Origin of the sequence: Roseimicrobium sp. ORNL1, from assembly GCF_011044495.1 — a bacterium.
GTDB lineage: Bacteria > Verrucomicrobiota > Verrucomicrobiia > Verrucomicrobiales > Verrucomicrobiaceae > Roseimicrobium.
Genome location: NZ_CP049143.1, coordinates 1,688,885 through 1,706,903, shown reverse-complemented (window position 1 = coordinate 1,706,903; position 18,019 = coordinate 1,688,885). Strand labels below are relative to the sequence as shown.

The following is an 18,019-nucleotide window of genomic DNA, read 5'->3' as shown; positions in this document are numbered from 1 at the left end:
GGAGTCAGGTGGATGTGCGTTGCGAATTGGAGAAGCCGTTGCAAAAAGAGTGCCAGCACCGGAGAAATGGCCTACCTAGTCCAGCGAGCGGCTGCGGGTGACAAAAATGCCGGCTGGCCTCCACTGGAGAAAGAGGATGATCCCCACGAGCACGAGAATCTTGCCCATCACCGGATTCAGCAGGATCTGCTGGATGGACTGATCCGCCATGCCGATGCCTACCGCACTCGTGACAGTGCCAGCGATATTCCCCACCCCGCCCACGACCACGGTCATGAAACATTCCACGATATAGCTCTGCCCAAGTGAAGGACCTGTATTGGTGATCTGGCTGAGGAAGGCTCCCGCCAGGCCTGCAAGGCCGCTACCGAAGCCGAAAGTCATCATGTTCACCCGGCTCGTGCGAATACCCATGCACGCGGCCATGTTGCGGTTCTGCATCACCGCGCGCATCAAGAGTCCGAGCGACGTCTTCGTGAGCACCAGATAAGTACCAAACACGATGAAGATCGCGAAGCCGATGACGAAGACACGGTTCCAGTTGAAGATGATATCACCAATCGTCCAGTTACCACTGAGCCATGTCGGGCTGCCCACCTGCACATTGTTCGCACCAAAGGTCAGACGGAAGACCTGCTGGAGCAGCAGGGACACGCCCCACGTCGCCAGCAAGCTTTCCAGCGGACGGCGGTAGAGGAATTGAATGATGCCGCGCTCCAGTGCAATGCCCACCAGTGCAGCCGTCAGGAAGCTGGCGGGAATTGCGAAGAGGAAGTAACTATTGTATAAGGCTCCGGTGGCATGCATACCAGGGATGGCCAGCGACAGACCAAAGAGCGGAATGGTCACGCCCGCACCGAAGATATTCTGAACGATGTAGGTCGTGTAGGCCCCCACCGCGATCATCTCGCCGTGCGCCATGTTGATCACGCCCATGAGGCCGAACGTGATGGCGAGACCGAGGGCAGCAATAAGAAGAATGCTGCCGAGACTGAGGCCACGGAAGATGGTACCGAAGAAGTTCACAAAGCTCCGATGACTATCAATGGCAGCAAGCGCCTCTTTCGCGGCACCAGCCACAGGCGCTTTGGAGGCAGCCTCTGCTTCCTTCAGCGTGGCCTTGATGGAATCGTAGGACGAGAATGTGTGCAATTCCTTCAGCTCCTTGAGCGCTGTTACTTTCGCATCATCAGAAGGATCCTTGAGTTTGATCAGCGCCATGGCTTCCTTGAGCGCGCGGATGACCTCCGGATCCTGCTCCACTTTCATGCGAGCTTCCAGCGCAGGCACCTTCTCCGCATTCTGGGCGAAGCCGAGCGTCTGCACGGCTTGGACGCGCTTTTTCACATCGGGTGAAGACAGGTCCAGCAGGTCCAGCACGCCTTTCATGGCATTGCGCAGGCCACGATCGTGCTCCACGATTTTCTGCTCCTTGGCAATGAGTCGCAGCGGTTGACCGGCAGCATCCTTGAGCGATGTGCCATCGTCCACGCGCACGGCGCTCTGGGTGCCTGCGTCATCCTTGTCGTCCTGCAGGCGCACCGCAATCTTCTCGCCCGTGGCCGTGGTGTGAATGTAAAGTTTGTCCGCCTTCCAATCGTCGAGCAATGGTTTGATGATTTCATCCCCCTGCCCGATCAGCGAGGTGATGATCTCGCGCTTCTTGGCAGCGTCTTCTGCCAGCGCAGCGTTCGCAATGGTTTGCCGGGCGGTCTCTGCAAAGAGCGAGGCGGAGCACAGCAAGCCCGAGAGCAGAGTGAGTGAGAGCAGGCGGAAGAGAGCTTTCACGTGCAGAGGAAAAGATGGATGGAAAAGTCAGCGATAACGTCTGAAGGGATTGAAGGGGCGGGCTCATTCCTGAACCCGCCCCCACTCGGAACTGGCACGCCGGCCAGCTCTCACTTCGCGGGGCGAAGCAGCCTCAAATCATTTGAACTTGCCCTTCAGCCAGGGCTCGCCGTACACTTCCTTGAAGTCCTTGAGGATCTTGAACTGGCCATCCGCCTTGGTCTCGCCGATGTACACATTCTTGGTCATGTGCATGTTCTTCTGGGAAGTGACCTTGCCGTTCGGGCCTTCGAAGCTCAGGCCGCTCTTCCAAGCTTCACGCACCTTGTCCACATCGAAGCTGCCAGCCTTTTCCACGCAGGCCTTCCAGAGGTACACACCGTCATAGGAGAGCACCATCGGGGAGCAGGTCACGCGACCTTCCTTCACGATGCCAGTGACATCAGACTTCTTCAGCCAGGACTGGAAGCCGTCCACGAACTTCTTGTTCGCAGGGCTGTCGATGGACTGGAAGTAGCTCCAGCAGCCGAGCTGGCCCACGAGCTTGTCAGCGGGGAGACCGCGGAATTCATCTTCCGAGATGGAGAAGGACACGACCGGGCAGGTCTCAGCAGTGAGGCCGGCAGCGGCGTATTCCTTGAAGAAGGGCACGTTGGTGTCGCCGTTCAGCGTGCTCACCACCGCGGCGTTGCCACCGGCGGAGAATTGCTTGATTTCAGCAACGATCTGCTGGTAGTCGGTGTGACCGAAGGGGGTGTACTTGCCGGCGGAGATGATCTTGCCGGAGTCGTCCTTGCGATAACCACCACCGATGTTTTCGAGCGGCACGCCCTTGCTCAGGAGATACTCCAGAAGCACGAGGTTCGTGGTCTGGGGATAGACGTAGTCGGAGCCCAGGAGGTAGAATTTCTTGATTCCCTGCTCAAGGAGGTAGTCCACAGCGGGAGTGGCCTGCTGGTTCACCGCTTCGGCGGTGTAGCAGACGTTCGGGGATTCTTCTTCACCCTCGTACTGCACGGGATAGAAGAGGAGGCCATTGTTCTTTTCAAAGACCGGGAGCACCGATTTGCGGCTCACGGAGGTCCAGCAGCCGAAGACGACCGCACACTTGTCCTGCTCGAGGAGTTGCTTGGCCTTTTCAGCGAAGAGCGGCCAGTTGGAGGCGCCATCCACCACCACAGGCTCGATCTTCTTGCCCATCACGCCGCCAGCGGCGTTGATTTCGTCGAACGTGTAAAGAAGCACGTCACGGAGGGACGTCTCACTGATGGCCATGGTGCCACTCAGGGAGTGCAGCACGCCCACCTTCACGGTGTCGGCGGCATGCGCAGGGAGCGCCACAGAGCCCACCAGGGCTGCGGCCATCATCGAATTAAAGAACCGGCGTTTCATGATGAATGGTTGAATGATGAATGAGTGTCTTGTTTGTCGATGGCACTAAAAAAGCGCGCGCCGCGTTTGTGGCGTCGGCGCGCGCCCACTTGAATGGCTAACCAGGCACGAATTAGAAGGTGAACACGACACCAGCCGAACCCACCACGAAGTCTTCATCCGCGTTCGGGATGACGTCGTCCTGCGTGTGGTAGTAGGTCGCGCCGATGCTCAGCGAGATCTGCTTGTGGATCGGGATGGAGGCGCCAACACCGGCGGAGACGTAGGCGAAGCCACCGTCACCAGCGTGGAAGCCGTCCGTGTCGAAGGACACGGTGACAGGGAAGGACAGGGTCACAGGGCCAAGGGCGGTGGACGGAGCCACACCGACTTGGGCGACCACGCCTTCGTCATATCCGGGGATGTCAATGCCCACGCGGCCGTGCACAGCGACGAACGGATTGATCAGGCCATCCGTGTAGGTGACCTTGCCGTCGATGATGTGCTCAGTCTGCGAAGCATAGTTCCAAGAGCCGTAGCCGAGCTGGAACTTGAATTTGTCGAGCGTGTAGTAGAAGCCCACGTTCACGTCGATTTCCTGCACGTAGTCGCCGATATCACCTTCGATCTGGTCGTTCACGTCCGCCCAGGTGTTCACATAGAACTGGAGGGAGTCCGTGATCTGGAAATCGAGCTCGAAGGAGGGGTGGAAGAACCACTCACCCCAGTCGTTGCCCACGCCCCAGACGTCCTGGCCGTAGGAGATGAAATGGGTGTCATAGAAGAGTGACAGGTTGCCGGTGATGAAGGGTTTTTCCTCGACCGGGGGAGTGACGATCGTGGTACCCTTACCGCTGACCGTACCGGCGGTCGCCGTCGCAGGAGTCATGAGCGCCGCGATCGCGAGCGCCAGGCCTGCTGTTGCAAGTTTTCCTGAGGTCATTCGGGAGATGAATTTCATTCGTTTTGCCTTTCTGGTTGTTGTTCACGTGTGACGACTGTGCCAGCCGCTTGGAACGGGTGATAAGCATGAGCGGTGCCAAGTGATGTTGCCCGCTCAGGAAATCTTTTGAGCCAAATAATACCGCGAACCAGCACCAGTATGACCAGACACACACGCAATAAATCAGGCCGCATCCATGTTTGGATTTGTTTTTCTATAAATCATCGAATTATCCGCGCGTTATTCCACACGTTGACGAATGCGAATCTCGCAACCCCTGTTCCCATAGCGAATGAGCCGGCATTCAAGCCCTCTCCCCTGCCCAAAGGTCCTATTTGTGTGCCTCATTTGTTCCTCGCCTGCCCGCTTCCACCCACTATCATGGCGGCATGAAGACCGTCGTATTCAGCAGCAAGAGCTATGATGAGGAGTTTCTCAACGCCGCCAACGGAAAGGGAGACCACAAGTTGAAGTTCCTGCCGGCGCGACTGGACGAAGCCACCGCCAGCCTGGCCAAGGGGTATGACGCCGTCTGTGTTTTTGTCAATGACCTCGTGAATGCGACGGTCGTGGACACGCTGGCCGACCTCGGTGTGAAGGCGATCGCGCTGCGATGCGCCGGGTACAACAACGTGGATCTTGTGCGCGCCAAGGAACGCGGCCTGGCCGTCGTGCGTGTGCCGGCCTATTCACCCCACGCGGTGGCAGAGTTCGCAGTCACCCTCCTCTTCTCCCTGAACCGCCGCATTCACAAAGCGTACAACCGCGTCCGCGAGGGGAACTTCGAACTCGCCGGGTTGATGGGCTTCGACCTCGTTGGCAAAACAGTCACGGTGGTGGGCACAGGGAAGATTGGCGCCATCTTTGCACGCATCATGCATTGCATTGGTTGCCGTGTCTTCGCAGTAGACGCCTATCGCAACGCGGAACTGGAAGCCTTGGGGGTCACCTACCTGCCACTCCAGGAGGCCCTGCCACAGAGTGATATCATCAGCCTGCACTGCCCCCTCACGCCCGAGACCCGCCACCTGGTAAATGAACAAAGCCTCTCCCAGATGAAGCGCGGTGTGCTGCTCATCAATACCGGTCGCGGCGCATTGATCGATACCGCAGCCGTGATCGCCGCACTGAAGAGCGGCATCATCGGTGGTCTGGCCCTGGATGTGTATGAAGAGGAGGACAAGCTCTTCTTCAGCGATCACTCTCATCATATCATTCCCGACGACGTCTTCATGCGTCTCACCACCTTTCCCAACGTGCTGCTGACGGGACACCAGGCATTTTTCACCCGTGAAGCCATGGAGCAGATCGCCTCCGTAACGCTGCAGAATCTGAGTGATCTGCAAGCCACGGGCACCTCAGCGAATTCGGTGTAGCTCGCGGTTGCGAGAGCGGCATTGCAATATTCATGAGTGTGGGTGCAAGGGAGTTGCTTTCGAGCAAAACCAACGCACACGGCGGTACCAGGGCGAATTGATCCCTGTGCGAAGGACATTTCCTCCGCGCCCACCTCGGTGAGCAGCATGCTACTCCGGGGTGGCACACCCGCAACCCCCGCACGGCGCAAGATGATTGCGCCATGCCGCTTCATCCTTGCCCCCCATGAAAACCATCCCCGTGCTCGTTCTCACGGCAGTGTCCTGCCTGAGCCTGCCGACCTTCACCCGAGGTCAGGCGCTTCCCTTCCAGCAAAGTCCTCCGCCGGGTACACCGATGCCGGCGATTCCTCCCACTGCTGCCACAGCCACCACGACAACCACCACGGCTGTGACTCCCATTCCTGACGGCTTTTTCCTGAGAGATGGAAACGTGTACGTGATCAGAAACGGCGCGTTCTCCCAAGTGACGAAGGAGCAGGTTCTGCGTATCGAACCCAATGGAACAGTCACGGGGTTTGATGGCCGCACGTGGCAGATCCCGGCAGGTCAGATGCTCACCACAGATGGTCGAGTCGTGCCCGTGGATCCCAGCTTGCTCACGCTGGATGATCGCACCCGTGCCGCTACCACGATCACCGGTGAAAACCGTTCGGGCCTGGCTCCGGCAGGATCTGGTCACCCCATCTCACCTCCGGGTTCCTCTACAGCGCCCTCGAATCCCGATGGCTTCTCTCAAGTACCGAATACCACAGGCAGAGGCCGGACCGCTACTGACCGGGGCAGTTCAAGCACAGTTGTCGATCCTGGTGTGACCACATTCGTGGACGGACAAACGACCGGCACCACTTCCACAGACCGTCAGACCACGGGCACCAACCGAACCAATACGACTGGTACCACGACGAATAGCAATGCCACGCCCAACCAGCGGGCCAGCACGGGCACCAACGTGGACCCCAACGCGCCCGGCGCGTCCAGCACCGCCACGCCCAACCAACTCAACAGCCGCGGCACCAATACGGGCGTAAACTCGCAAACAACCACCCCGCGCCCCACAACGCCAAATCAGCGAAGCAGCAGTGGTACGGCTACTCCGCAGGGCCAAAACACCAACAATCCGAACGCCGTAAGGAGTGGAACCTCAGGCGGCACGACTGGCAGTAGTGCCACCGGCACCTCTTCTACGGGCAGCACCGCTACAGGCGCACGCAGCACCAGCGGGGGTACATCCACTTCCAGCGGAGGCACTTCCGGAAGCTCCGGCTCCACCAGCTCTGGAGGCAGCTCCAGTTCGGGTAGCGGCACCTCTGGGGGCTCCACCAATCGCTAGGGCTACAGACTCCTTGGGAACCCTTTAACCCCTTCGAAAACGGGCACTTGGCGCCGTGCGGTCATTCGCACGGCGCTTTCTTTTGGCACCGTGCCAACCGGACCGTGCACTGTGCAATTTGCACACGAGCCCCCGGCAAAGTCAGACATTTTGCACAGAATCGCGGCTGACTGGCAAATTGGCCGTTTTTTGTAAATCATTCGACTTCAGCCACTTGCGACTGCTCGAGGCATAAAGGCACAAGATTTGCACTAGAGATGCCAACAAACCCATCCCGAACTTTCGAACAACGCACCATCACCTTCATGAAAAAGAATCCCATTCCTGCCCCTGTCGAAGGACCTTCCGATGCCGATCTCATGGTCGAGGTTGCGCAGAACCGGTCCGCCAGAGCGCTTGAGATCCTCTACCGCCGCCACCGCCAGGTGCTGCGCAGTGTGATCATGCGCGTGCTGGATAACGAAGCTGATGGCGAAGAAGTACTGCAGGACGTATTCGTACAGCTGTGGCAGCAGGCCTCCTCCTTCTCCTCGGAAAAGGGACAGCTGCTTGGCTGGCTCATCATCGTGGCCCGCCGTCGTGCGCTTGACCGCGTGCGCCGCAAACTCGCCTATCAGGCCGCCACCACGCGCTTCGAAAAGACCGCCCCCGCCGATCTTCCCGAGCACCGTCCGAATGTGGTGGATCGCGAAATCCGCCAGCACGAACTGAACGACCTCATCGAAGAACTTCCGCCCGCCCAGGGCATCGCAGTGAAGCTCACGTTTGTCGATGGCCTGAGCCAGCGCGAGATCGCCTCTCATCTCTCAGTACCGCTGGGCACCATCAAGACCCGCATTGAACTTGGTGTGAAGAAGCTGAGCCGCATGATGGAACTGGCCGAAGCCGCCTGATCTCTGGGGACTGGCCTGATTCGATTTCATTCAAATATTCCAAAAAAGAACGGGAGCCATATGGCTCCCGTTCTTTTTGCGCATGAAGAAACGCGTGGCCAAAAAAATGAAACCCGAGGAACTCAGGGATTATACCAAGGACGAGTTGAAAGCGGGCCTTTGAACGCAACGAACTCACCCAGTGTGTTGCGATAGGCCCAAGGAGCGGGAACGCCTCGTTCCCGTCAGCGGTCACCATGCTCGGTGATGTTGCATGTCGAGCATCCCCTGTGTTCCAAGAGAGTGCCGAGATGGATACACCACATATACCCTTTCACCCACCGGAACGAGGCGTTCCCGATCCTTGGGCCTGTGCCATGTCCGTGTTCCATAGAACGCTTGTCGCATGAATCACTCCAGGTAGTCCGACGTCTTTAATATAAAGAGTCGGCTTCAACTCCCTTTGGTACTAGAACGCGCGAACGCTTCAGCCCTTCGACACTGGCAAGCTCAATTCAGTCACGAGGCAGCTGTCCTCAGGAGAGTAGTACTGCCGCCAGGAGCCCTGATTCGCCTTCACGAGATTGCGCACGCGCCAGAGGCCCAGACCATAGCTGCCACGCCGGGGCTTCTCAAAGGGGCGCTCTCCCCACTCGGAAGGATCCACTGGCTCGGACTTCTGCTCCACGAGACGGAAGATGACTTCCCCTTCGCCATTCTGTGCCAGTGAGATCACCGCGCCAGCACTCGCGTACTGCTTCACATTGGAAAGCCATTCCCGGAAGATCTCCCCGAGATGCACCGGATCCGCTTTCACATTTGCCTGCACGGTAGAGGGCTCCCAATCGATCTTCGGAGCAGCGCCTGACGAGTTCCACTCATCCCGCCAGCTCGTGAGGACGAACTGCGCGGACAGCGGCTCGCTTCCAGGAGACACCTCGGAGAATTTTCGAGAGAGCGCGCCCAGTCGTGTGGCACTCTGGTGTAGCGATTCCTGGATGCGTTGCACAGACTCCGCGCCGTCCTTGTCGGTGACGTACACGTCCAGCAGCATGGCCTCCAGGTTCAGCGCGTTGAGATCATTGCGCACATCATGGAGATGATGCTTGAGAAATGCCACCACCGCGCCCAGCGGCACGAGTGCATCCTGGTCTTTCGCGGGAGAGGAATCAGACATCTTTGGAAGACTCCGCCGTGGCGGGGGAAAAAGTCACTCGAACCAACGCACCACCAGCGCCAAGGTTATCCAACTCGAGACGCGCGGAAATACGATCCGCGGCGCGCTTGGCCAGCGCCAGGCCAATGCCCAGATGCTGGCGTTCTTTGGAGTTGCCGCTGGGGCGGACACTCGCCTGGAACGGATGCTTGAGGTACTCTTTCGAGAACCCGGGGCCATCGTCCTCGACCTCCACGATGATCTCCCCTCCCACATGCCGCACACGTGCAGAGATCCTTCCCTGCTCTCGCGCGGCCTTCACGGCATTCGCCAGGATGGGATCGAGGATTTGAGTAGCGGTGAAGACACTCGCAGACACCGGCATGGGAATGGGAGGCGCCATCACCTGAAAGTCGAGCTGTCGGCGGATGGCGGTGACATACCAGTTCTCGATGATGGCCTTCAGTTCATCCGTGGTGATGGTACCCGGCTGAAGATGCCTGGCGCCGGTGATTACGCCTTGGGACTCGTGGAGAAAATCCTCGAGGGAAGAAAGCATCTGCCCCGCAGTCGCCTCGGCCTCCATGGCGAAGGCCCCAGCATTGGCATTCGTATCTGCGCCATTCGCATTGGCCCGGCAGATGTTTCTGCTCTGCGACGTGAGGAACACCAGCCGCTGCAGCGGTTTGAGCCAGTGCTGGGCAATGATATTGATGAGCCGTGTCTGTTCCATCAGGCTCGCAGTATGGCGCATCTGGGCGCGGCGGAGTTCCACCTGCGTGTTGACCCGCGCCACCATTTCCTGCCGGTTGAAGGGCTTCGTGACATAGTCCACGCCCCCCACTTCGAATCCTCTTTTGATCGACTGAAGCTGCGTTTCTGCCGTGAGGAAAATAACGGGAATGTCACGCGTGGCAGGATTCGACTTCACCCGCGCGCACACATCGAAGCCATCCATGCCGGGCATCATGACATCGAGCAACATGAGGTCGGGCTGTTGCCGTTCTATCATCTCCAGCGCTTCCTCGCCCGAGCTTGCCACTACCACTCGAAGGCCTTCCCGCATCAGGGAGGCTTTCAACATCTGCAAGTTCCTGGGCTGATCGTCCACGACCAGCACCAGGGCTGGCGTGGGGGGAATGATGGAGTGGGTCATTTCTGAAGATGTGAATGGCAATGTACTTGAGCCATCGCTTCGGACAAGCAGCGATGGATTCAGGGAGCAGGCAGACCGACACGCAGGCACCCCGAGGCGCGCCGGCGAGAAGTACTCCCTGGTGTGCAACTATCGCGGCATGAGGATGCTGCGGATGGGCGTGTTCATGCACGCTGCACAAAAAAGCGTCTTAACACGGCGATTTCCCGGAGAAAAAGCTCCTAAAACGAAGGTTCGCCTCTGCGGAGCGAGTCCAGCGCGGCCAGTACATCGGTCGGAGTGCTGTTCTTGCACAGGTACCCGTGCGCTCCACAGGCACGCGCCATTTCAGGGTACTCGCGCTCTTCATGAGCGGAAATTACCAGCACCCGCATATCCGGTGCCTGGGGCAGTGTCTCGCGCACGAAGTCGAGGCCATCGCCATCCGGCATGTTGATGTCCACGATCAAAAGATCCGGCAGATCCGCCTGCATTTGTTGCCGGGCTTCTGCCAGAGTCGCGGCGCTCCACGCGAGGGTAAATCTGGGCTCATCCTCCAGGAGGGTGCGATAGACCGCACGCATAATCGAATGATCATCCGCCACACCAATGCGCCACGGCCGTGTGGGAGCTGAAGAGCGCGACGAAGGCTGTGCAGTGACCGAGGGGGAAGCAGTCGTACCAGGTGGGAGCATGATACCGATACGCACTAGCATGAGACGATGGTCGTAACAGCATTTCCTAGTCGCACATCATCGTGAACGGTGAGCGCAACGGCAGCACAGTCATCAGCAAGCGGGGATATCTTCCGTGCTATTTCCGCGGTCGCCGATCGTGAAGCATGATTTCGATGGCCACCCACATGGCGCCAATCGCGGCAATGATGAAAAACAGGAACGCGAGGCCGGAGTAGCCGAAGATCTTAAACCCTGTGTCCACCCTCATCATCAGTGCAGCACTCACGGTGAGCCCTGCAAAGATCAATCCTTGCGTGATACGGTTGGCTATTTTTTGGAGTCCGGAAATAAACTCCCCTTCGTCCACGGCCCGCAGGTCCACACGTAGACGGTTCTCAGCAAGATGCGTAAGAATAGCATTTAGGCGTGAGGGCAAACGCTCCAGCAGTTCCTTCGCTTCCATCGCCGTGCCCAGCAGATTGGCAGGAGAGAGACTCTGCAAGGTTTTGCGATGCATGATGTCCGCCACGTTGCGGCGGATGGATTCATTCGGGCTGAACTCCGGCCACAGTGCCATGCCCACGCGGTCCAGATTCAGCAAGGTCTTGCCGAGCATGGTGAGTTCTCCAGGCACACTCAGGCCTGTCTCTGCGGAGATCTGGGCCACCTGCACCACCACCCTGCCGACGAGGATGCGGTTCAGGCTCGCGCTGTATTGTTCACTCACGAGGGCACCAATGCGCTCGCGAAACGCTGCTGCTTTGAATGTATCCTTGGGCGTGCCCATTCGCTCGGCCACCTCCGCCGCGCGTTCGGATTGGCCTTCGCTGATCGCGAGCAGGAGTTTGATGAGATGATCCTGCATCTGTGGACCAATGCGGGCCACCATACCCAGGTCAATCAGGGCAATCCGATGGTCGTTGGTCACGAACACATTTCCCGGATGCGGATCTGCATGGAACAAACCCACGTTCAGAATCTGGTGCAGGTACGCGCGAAAGAACTCCTCTGCCAAAGCAGGACCATCAATGTCCATCTGGGTGAGGCCGCTCAAGGAGGTCACCTTCTGCCCACTGATGTGGTCCATGGTTAGCACCCTGCCGGAGGTGTAGTGATCCACGGGCGCCGGTATCACGATCAGCTTGAACTCCTCAAGCTGCTTGCGCATGAGCTTCAGGTTCTCCGCTTCCTGGCGGTAGTCGAGCTCATGAATCAAGGAGATGCGCAGCTGCTCGACGATCTTGCTGAACTCATAACGGCGCCCGAGTTCAGTGTGGGCATCCAGAAATCCCGCCACCTCGGCGAAGACTTCAAGATCCTCCGCGATAGACTCCCGCACTCCCGGGCGCTGCACCTTCACCGCGACCACCTGCCCATTGCGCAAAACGGCGCGATGCACCTGGCCCAGCGATGCCGCCGCGATAGGTGTGGAATCAAACTCTGCAAACGCCTTGGAAAGGCGCACGCCCAGCTCCACGCTGACGATGGCCTCCACCTGCTCAAAGGGGAAGGGCTCCACCTGATTCTGCAGACGGCTCAACGCATCCGCATAGACGGGCGCAATGAAGTCTGCGCGCGTGGAGAGCAGTTGCCCCAGCTTGATGAACGCCGGCCCCAGCACCTCCAGATCCCGCGCCAGTTCGGTGGCCTTTGCAGGCACGAGCTGGATGGGCTGTTGGGGAAGCGGATCGTCAATGAGCGGCGCGTTCTTCACCAGATCACTCAGCCCATACTTGGCCAGCAACCGGATCAGCGTGTGGTACCTCTTGAGGTGAGACGGCCGGAGGGAGAGAGTGGTGGCAGGCATCAAGGACATCTTCGTCTGCCAGTGGATCGTCTTTCAAGAACTGTTCGCGTGTGCCTGGGAAAAACTGCCGGGCTGCGCCCCTCGGTTATGCGCCACGGGAAATAGCCGCAAAAAAGCACAAAGAACACACAGGAAATGCAATCACAGCAGGTGACGTAGTCTTCCGGAGCCAGCCTTATGCGTTCTTTTGCGGCCATTCCTTCAACTCTTCACCTTCTCTACAGACCCGCGTCGCCCTGGGTCGCGGCCATCTCCACCAGTTCATCCCGGTGCACCACTCCGACAACGCAATGTTGCTTGTCCACGATCGGGAGGAAGTCCAGATGATGATCATTCATCACCCGAAGCGCTGAGGTCAGATCCTGCTCCTCGGTGCAGCAGACCGCGTTCTCGCTCATGGATTCTCCCACGGTTACCTTCTTGGGATCATGACCATATCGAGTCGCTTGAAGGTCAGGATCGGGCTGGTCGACCATGCCCACCAGCTTGCGGTCGGAGGCCACCGGCATGTTCGAAGCATGATGCTTCCGCATCTGGCTTCCCGCAGTCTGGACCGTGTCCTCGGGACTCAGGAGCTTCAAATTTCTGCTTAGGAATTCGGAAAGTTTCATGACGTAAAAATCAGGGTGTTTGATGACACGCGAGGCGTGTGCCCGCGTCTTCTTCTACCGGAAATCGCCCAGACAGAGGCTTCCGGTTCCCCTCACTTCCACATCGTGGATTTCTCCATGCAACATGCAGCCACGTGACAGCCGCTTTGGCGACTGACTGCGATGCAACAGTGCCGCCCCGGTGGCGCCATGCGCGTGCGCACCTCCCGGGGCCTAGTCCGTGCCCAGCTAGAATCATCATCCATGAGCGACAACATCATCGTCCGTCCCGGAAAACCTGTCCCCCTCGGTCCCACCCTTGAACCAGACGGCGTGAATTTTGCGCTCTTTTCCGCGCATGCCACCAAGGTCGAGCTCTGCCTCTTTGAAGGCGATGACCCAACCCGGGAAACGCGCCTGACACTGCCGGAATGCACCAATCAGGTGTGGCATGGTTTTGTCCCCGGCATCAAGCCCGGCCAGAAGTACGGCTTCCGAGTGCACGGTCCCTACGAGCCAGAACGTGGCCATCGATTCAACCCCAATAAGGTGCTCGTAGACCCGTATGGCCGGGCCATGGGAAGGACCCTCACCAAATGGTCTCCTGAACTCTTCGGCTATACCACTGGTCATGAAGCCGTGGATCTCAGCTTCGATGAACGCGACTCGGCACCCTATGCACCCTTGAGCGTGGTACTGGACACGGGGTTTGACTGGGGAGATGACCGACCACCGCAGACGTCATGGCACCGCACCACCATCTATGAACTGCACGTGAAGGGATTCACCAAGCAGCTCTCCACCATTCCCGAGCACCTGCGTGGCACCTATGCCGGCCTCGCTTCAGATGAAGCGATGAACTACATCAAATCTCTTGGTGTCACCGCCATTGAACTCCTGCCAGTGCATCATCATCTGGATGACTCCTACCTCCTGGAGAAAAGCCTGAACAACTACTGGGGATACAACACGCTCTCCTATTTTGCTTTCGAACCGGGTTACGCCTCTGTGAAGGATCCCCATCAGGCCATGCATGAGTTCAAGGGCATGGTGAAGCGTCTTCATGCGGAGGGCATCGAGGTCATCCTCGATGTGGTGTACAATCACACGGCAGAGGGAAATCAGTGTGGCCCCACCCTCTGCTATCGCGGCATCGACAATGCGTCCTACTACCGGCTGTCCCAGGAGCATCCCCGCTACTACGAGGACTTCACCGGCTGCGGCAACACTCTCAGCATGCAGAACCAGGTGGGCCTGCGCCTCCTCATGGACAGCCTGCGCTACTGGGTGACGGAGATGCATGTGGATGGCTTCCGCTTCGACCTTGCCAGCGCGCTCGCCCGAGAGCTTCATGGGTGGAACAAGCTCAGTTCCTTCTTCGATGCCATAGGGCAGGATCCCGTTCTCTCCGCGGTGAAACTGATCGCGGAACCCTGGGATGTGGGAATGGGTGGCTACCAGGTCGGAAACTTCCCCACCGGCTGGGCCGAGTGGAATGGACGCTACCGCGATGAGGTGCGTGATTTCTGGAAAGGCATGGGCCAGGCAGGTGAACTGGCAGCGCGACTCTCCGGAAGTGCGGATCTCTATGATCACAGCGGGCGCCATCCTCACGCGAGCATCAATTTCATCACCTCCCACGATGGCTTTTGCGTGCGGGATCTGGTGAGCTACGACAACAAGCACAACGAGGCCAACGGCGAAGACAATCGCGACGGGGACAACAACAACGCCAGCTGGAACTGCGGCGCCGAGGGCGAAACAGACAATCCCGAGATCAACCGCCTGCGCCGCCGTCAGGTGCGCAACTTCCTGGCCACCCTGCTGCTCTCACAAGGCGCACCGATGATCACCGCTGGTGACGAGCGCTGGCGCACCCAGAAGGGCAACAACAATGCCTACTGCCAGGACAACGAAATCTCCTGGCTGCCGTGGAATGATAATCAGGATGCCGCGGAACTGCAGAAGTTCGTGACCACATTGATTGCGCTACGCGACGAACAGCGCGTGCTCCGTCGGAAGAACTTCCTGACCGGCCAGCCTCCCGCGGAAGGACTGCCCAAGGACGTGATCTGGTGGAACGTCGAGGGGCGCGAGATGACCGGAGAGGACTGGAGCGCCGGCTTTGTGCGGTGCTTCGGCATGCTGCTGCCTGGAAACAGTCTCAACGAGCTGAACGATGCCGGGGAGCCACGTGTAAGCGATTCCGTCTTCATCCTCATGAATGCCCATCACGAGGATCTCAACTGCGTTATGCCGCCCACCTTTGGCACACGCTTCTGGACACCTCGTGCCATGACCTCCGACATCCCGGGTAAGACCCGCGTGAGTGAATCCAACAAGTTCAAGATTCAGGCCCGCTCTCTGGCGGTGTTTGTGGCGAAGCCCAAGCCAGCCGAGCGTCCGGCTACCGTCCCTGCCGAACCTGCACCAGCAGAGCAGCCGGCAGCTATCCAAGCCGAACCGGTGCCCGCGTGACGAGAGGCGAGCTGAAATGAGAACGTTATTCGAAGTGCGTGCAAATTCCCGCCACGAGCCCCACGGAGAACGCCACGGCGAGGGTGCACAACGGATGCCTGTCCACCGTGGCGCGGAGATCCACCCAGGAACAGCAGGCAGCCGCCAGGCTGTTCGACTCGGGCTCAGAGGACCTTACCGGGCCTCCTTCGCTCATCATCATGTTGGCGGCATCTTCAGCACTGGTGGTTACCAGGGGAGCACGAGAAGGTTCGGTGTTCATGGCAATGTTAATGTTGTTGTTGCTGTTGTTTTGCCTTTGTTATCGTGCGTTGCAGCGAAGCCGCGTGCATGCGGCCAGGTCCCTTTCATGTGCGAAACAACGGTATGAGTGATGCCCTCCATCGCGCCGCAGGGACCGTGCCGCTCCGCGTGATGACGTACAACGTCCATGGGTGCGCTGGTACCGATGGCAAGTTCGACGCGGAGCGCATCGCCTCAGTCATCGCTCCCTACAGCCCGGACATCGTCGCGCTGCAGGAACTGGACGTCGCCCGACGCCGGAGCGGTGGCAGCCACCAGGCAAATCTCATAGCCGAATGCCTGGGCATGAAGGGCCATTTCCATCCCGCCTGGCTTCCTCTACCTGAGGAGCAGTATGGCGATGCAATTCTCACGCCCTGGCCCTTCCAACTCATCAAGGGAGCGGAACTGCCCACCGCGGCCTCACCTCTTGCCTTCGAACCCCGCGGTGCCCTGTGGATCTCCGTGAAGAAGGGGAACGCCGTTTTTCATGTGCTGAACACGCACCTCGGTCTGAGCAACACGGAACGGCGCAATCAGGTGGAGGCACTCCTCGGTCCAGACTGGCTGTCTCATCCCGACTGCAATTCACCCGTGATCTTTTGTGGGGATCTCAATGACCTTCCCACCTCGCGCATCTACCGCCGGCTGGCCTCACGGATGCAGGATGCACAACGCACCGGGAGCTTTTTCCGCGCCCGGGCCACGTTCCCTTCGCGACTGCCTTTCCTGCGCCTCGACTACATTTTTGTATCTTCGGGTATCTCCGTGGAGTCCGTGGAAGTTTGCCGTTCCCCACTCGCGAAGGTGGCCTCTGACCATCTGCCGCTGATCGCGGATCTGCTTATCCCGGTATCACAACTGGGAACGCAGGGCGCAACCCAACAGTCCCACGACCTTTTCGCCGAGAGGACGGGAGCGCCACTCGTCGAGCCCGATTCTCCGTGAGTCGGCCTTGTCCCGCTCAAAGATTTGCAGGTGCTCCCGGGCAAAGTCACGATCCAGGATATTGAGATTTGCCTCCTCATTCAGGCGCAGCGAGCGGTTGTCGAGATTGCACGAGCCCACGCATGAGAGGAACTCATCGACAATCATGTACTTGCAGTGGAAGCGCGAAGGCTGGTACTCGTAAAACTTGATGCCTGCCTCGATCATCTTCTTCCAGCGAGCGCGTCCCACCTTGCGAACGAGGTGCTGATCGGTGAGTTCGCCCGGCACGATCACTTCCACATCCACATTCCGTGCACGAGCTTCCACCAGAGTCTGGACGGTGAGATCGTCTGGAATGAAGTAGGCATTGGCGATGCGAATGGTGCGACGCGCGGCAGCTATGGCAAAGATGAAGAGCAGGCGCGCACTGTCTGCTCCTTCGGATGACGAACTCTTGAACACCTGGCAGTTCATTCCGTTCTCCTTTTCGACGTGCGGGAAATAGCGATCCCCATGCAGCACGCAGGCGCGCGTCTGAATCCAGTTGTCCATGAAAGCCTGCTGCATCTGAGCCACCGCTGGCCCACGGACGAGGTACTGCGTGTCCCTCCAGTGGGTTGGCTGTTCGGCATCACCATCCCAGTCATCGGAGATTCCCACGCCGCCGATGAAGCCAAACTTCCCATCGATCACCAGCAGCTTGCGGTGGGTGCGTTCGTTGAAGCGGAGATTCAAGTAACGGAACACCTCCACCTCGACCCCGGCTTTCTTCATCACGTTGAACTCCTCACCGCGAATGCAATTGCAGCCCATGGCATCCTGAAGGAAGTGAACTTTCACGCCCGCCAGGGCGCGCTCGGCAAAGGCGCCTGCGAACTGTCTGGTCACGCGACCACTGGTGAACACAAAGTTCTCAAACGTGACTGAATGCTGAGCCATCCGGATGGCATGCAACATGGCTGGGAAAATCTCCGCACCGTTGTTGTAGATTCTCACGTCGTTGCCACCCACAAAGGGAGGCCCCAGCATGTGGCTGATGGTACGGCGGAAGTCGGGATCCTCCACCCCATAGTCCGTCTCAATCGAGTGCGTCACCTTCTTCTCGCTTTCGAAAAAGTTCCGGGCAAGGACGGCCGTGGTTACGCCGCTGACGATCGCGGTGGTCAGGTGGGCTGCGAAAGTGGATCCAGTATGGGATTCCTGGTCTCGGGGGGAATTCTGTCTCATAGAGAGCCGTGTGAGGCACTCATAATCTCGCGGCTAGTCGTGCCATTGGACTTC

At 58.8% G+C, this 18,019-nt stretch carries 15 protein-coding genes; 5 read left to right on the top strand and 10 right to left on the bottom strand.

All coding sequences use genetic code 11. The features are described 5' to 3' along the window. Positions 1-75: 75 nt before the first annotated feature. The 3 genes from urtB to G5S37_RS06835 form a co-directional block, all read right to left on the bottom strand. Positions 76-1,788, bottom strand: a complete 1,713-nt coding sequence (urtB, locus tag G5S37_RS06845; protein ID WP_240914823.1) for an urea ABC transporter permease subunit UrtB — start codon at positions 1,786-1,788, stop codon at positions 76-78. A 138-nt stretch (positions 1,789-1,926) separates the two neighbouring features. After that, positions 1,927-3,180, bottom strand: coding sequence for an urea ABC transporter substrate-binding protein (gene urtA, locus G5S37_RS06840; RefSeq protein ID WP_165202076.1), 1,254 nt, complete (start codon positions 3,178-3,180; stop codon positions 1,927-1,929). Between the two features lie 112 nt (positions 3,181-3,292). Beyond that, the gene (locus tag G5S37_RS06835) at positions 3,293-4,120 is read right to left on the bottom strand and encodes a hypothetical protein (RefSeq protein ID WP_165202074.1); all 828 of its coding nucleotides are present in this window, start codon (positions 4,118-4,120) and stop codon (positions 3,293-3,295) included. A 371-nt stretch (positions 4,121-4,491) separates the two neighbouring features. Here G5S37_RS06835 and G5S37_RS06830 point away from each other — a divergent pair, with 371 nt between their 5' ends. From G5S37_RS06830 to G5S37_RS06820, 3 genes are all read left to right on the top strand, one after another. Next, positions 4,492-5,478 carry a 2-hydroxyacid dehydrogenase gene (locus G5S37_RS06830; protein WP_165202072.1) on the top strand — a complete coding sequence of 329 codons (987 nt, stop codon included), beginning with the start codon at positions 4,492-4,494 and terminating at the stop codon, positions 5,476-5,478. A 226-nt stretch (positions 5,479-5,704) separates the two neighbouring features. Beyond that, positions 5,705-6,811 carry a DUF6799 domain-containing protein gene (locus tag G5S37_RS06825; protein WP_165202070.1) on the top strand — a complete coding sequence of 369 codons (1,107 nt, stop codon included), beginning with the start codon at positions 5,705-5,707 and terminating at the stop codon, positions 6,809-6,811. 305 nt (positions 6,812-7,116) lie between these two features. Next, positions 7,117-7,704, top strand: coding sequence for a sigma-70 family RNA polymerase sigma factor (locus G5S37_RS06820; protein ID WP_165202068.1), 588 nt, complete (start codon positions 7,117-7,119; stop codon positions 7,702-7,704). 466 nt (positions 7,705-8,170) lie between these two features. On the opposite strand, the gene G5S37_RS06815 is transcribed toward G5S37_RS06820, so the two are convergent. The 5 genes from G5S37_RS06815 to G5S37_RS06795 all read right to left on the bottom strand — a co-directional run bounded on the left by G5S37_RS06815 (position 8,171) and on the right by G5S37_RS06795 (position 13,069). Continuing rightward, positions 8,171-8,860 carry a HAMP domain-containing histidine kinase gene (locus G5S37_RS06815; RefSeq protein WP_165202066.1) on the bottom strand — a complete coding sequence of 230 codons (690 nt, stop codon included), beginning with the start codon at positions 8,858-8,860 and terminating at the stop codon, positions 8,171-8,173. Then, positions 8,853-9,995: a response regulator gene (locus G5S37_RS06810; RefSeq protein WP_165202064.1), complete on the bottom strand. Its 1,143-nt coding sequence runs from the start codon at positions 9,993-9,995 to the stop codon at positions 8,853-8,855. Before G5S37_RS06810 ends, G5S37_RS06815 begins: the two co-directional genes overlap by 8 nt. Before the next feature lie 221 nt (positions 9,996-10,216). After that, entirely contained in the window at positions 10,217-10,669 is a 453-nt protein-coding gene (locus G5S37_RS06805) for a response regulator transcription factor (RefSeq protein ID WP_276617026.1), read from the bottom strand. Between the two features lie 118 nt (positions 10,670-10,787). Beyond that, positions 10,788-12,458, bottom strand: a complete 1,671-nt coding sequence (locus G5S37_RS06800; protein ID WP_165202060.1) for an AarF/UbiB family protein — start codon at positions 12,456-12,458, stop codon at positions 10,788-10,790. Between the two features lie 218 nt (positions 12,459-12,676). After that, positions 12,677-13,069, bottom strand: a complete 393-nt coding sequence (locus G5S37_RS06795; protein WP_165202058.1) for a CBS domain-containing protein — start codon at positions 13,067-13,069, stop codon at positions 12,677-12,679. 243 nt (positions 13,070-13,312) lie between these two features. On the opposite strand from G5S37_RS06795, the gene glgX reads away from it, so the two are divergent. Further along, positions 13,313-15,526 (top strand): glycogen debranching protein GlgX, encoded by a 2,214-nt coding sequence (gene glgX, locus G5S37_RS06790; RefSeq protein ID WP_165202056.1) that lies wholly within the window; start codon positions 13,313-13,315, stop codon positions 15,524-15,526. A 25-nt stretch (positions 15,527-15,551) separates the two neighbouring features. On the opposite strand, the gene G5S37_RS06785 is transcribed toward glgX, so the two are convergent. Continuing rightward, positions 15,552-15,788 carry a hypothetical protein gene (locus tag G5S37_RS06785; RefSeq protein WP_165202054.1) on the bottom strand — a complete coding sequence of 79 codons (237 nt, stop codon included), beginning with the start codon at positions 15,786-15,788 and terminating at the stop codon, positions 15,552-15,554. Between the two features lie 104 nt (positions 15,789-15,892). On the opposite strand from G5S37_RS06785, the gene G5S37_RS06780 reads away from it, so the two are divergent. Beyond that, on the top strand, positions 15,893-16,756 hold the full coding sequence (locus G5S37_RS06780; RefSeq protein WP_165202052.1) for an endonuclease/exonuclease/phosphatase family protein: 864 nt from the start codon (positions 15,893-15,895) through the stop codon (positions 16,754-16,756). Here G5S37_RS06780 and G5S37_RS06775 read toward each other — a convergent pair. Further along, positions 16,664-17,965, bottom strand: a complete 1,302-nt coding sequence (locus G5S37_RS06775; RefSeq protein WP_165202050.1) for a phospholipase D-like domain-containing protein — start codon at positions 17,963-17,965, stop codon at positions 16,664-16,666. The two genes, G5S37_RS06780 and G5S37_RS06775, sit on opposite strands and share 93 nt — an antisense overlap. Between the last annotated feature and the right edge of the window lie 54 nt (positions 17,966-18,019).

Coding starts and splice junctions, on each gene's coding strand:
- urtA (WP_165202076.1), bottom strand. CDS start 3,180: ATGAAACGCCGGTTCTTTAATTCGATGATGGCCGCAGCCCTGGTGGGC.
- G5S37_RS06835 (WP_165202074.1), bottom strand. CDS start 4,120: ATGAAATTCATCTCCCGAATGACCTCAGGAAAACTTGCAACAGCAGGC.
- G5S37_RS06830 (WP_165202072.1), top strand. CDS start 4,492: ATGAAGACCGTCGTATTCAGCAGCAAGAGCTATGATGAGGAGTTTCTC.
- G5S37_RS06825 (WP_165202070.1), top strand. CDS start 5,705: ATGAAAACCATCCCCGTGCTCGTTCTCACGGCAGTGTCCTGCCTGAGC.
- G5S37_RS06820 (WP_165202068.1), top strand. CDS start 7,117: ATGAAAAAGAATCCCATTCCTGCCCCTGTCGAAGGACCTTCCGATGCC.
- G5S37_RS06815 (WP_165202066.1), bottom strand. CDS start 8,860: ATGTCTGATTCCTCTCCCGCGAAAGACCAGGATGCACTCGTGCCGCTG.
- G5S37_RS06810 (WP_165202064.1), bottom strand. CDS start 9,995: ATGACCCACTCCATCATTCCCCCCACGCCAGCCCTGGTGCTGGTCGTG.
- G5S37_RS06805 (WP_276617026.1), bottom strand. CDS start 10,669: ATGCTCCCACCTGGTACGACTGCTTCCCCCTCGGTCACTGCACAGCCT.
- G5S37_RS06800 (WP_165202060.1), bottom strand. CDS start 12,458: ATGCCTGCCACCACTCTCTCCCTCCGGCCGTCTCACCTCAAGAGGTAC.
- G5S37_RS06795 (WP_165202058.1), bottom strand. CDS start 13,069: ATGAAACTTTCCGAATTCCTAAGCAGAAATTTGAAGCTCCTGAGTCCC.
- glgX (WP_165202056.1), top strand. CDS start 13,313: ATGAGCGACAACATCATCGTCCGTCCCGGAAAACCTGTCCCCCTCGGT.
- G5S37_RS06785 (WP_165202054.1), bottom strand. CDS start 15,788: ATGAACACCGAACCTTCTCGTGCTCCCCTGGTAACCACCAGTGCTGAA.
- G5S37_RS06780 (WP_165202052.1), top strand. CDS start 15,893: ATGAGTGATGCCCTCCATCGCGCCGCAGGGACCGTGCCGCTCCGCGTG.
- G5S37_RS06775 (WP_165202050.1), bottom strand. CDS start 17,965: ATGAGACAGAATTCCCCCCGAGACCAGGAATCCCATACTGGATCCACT.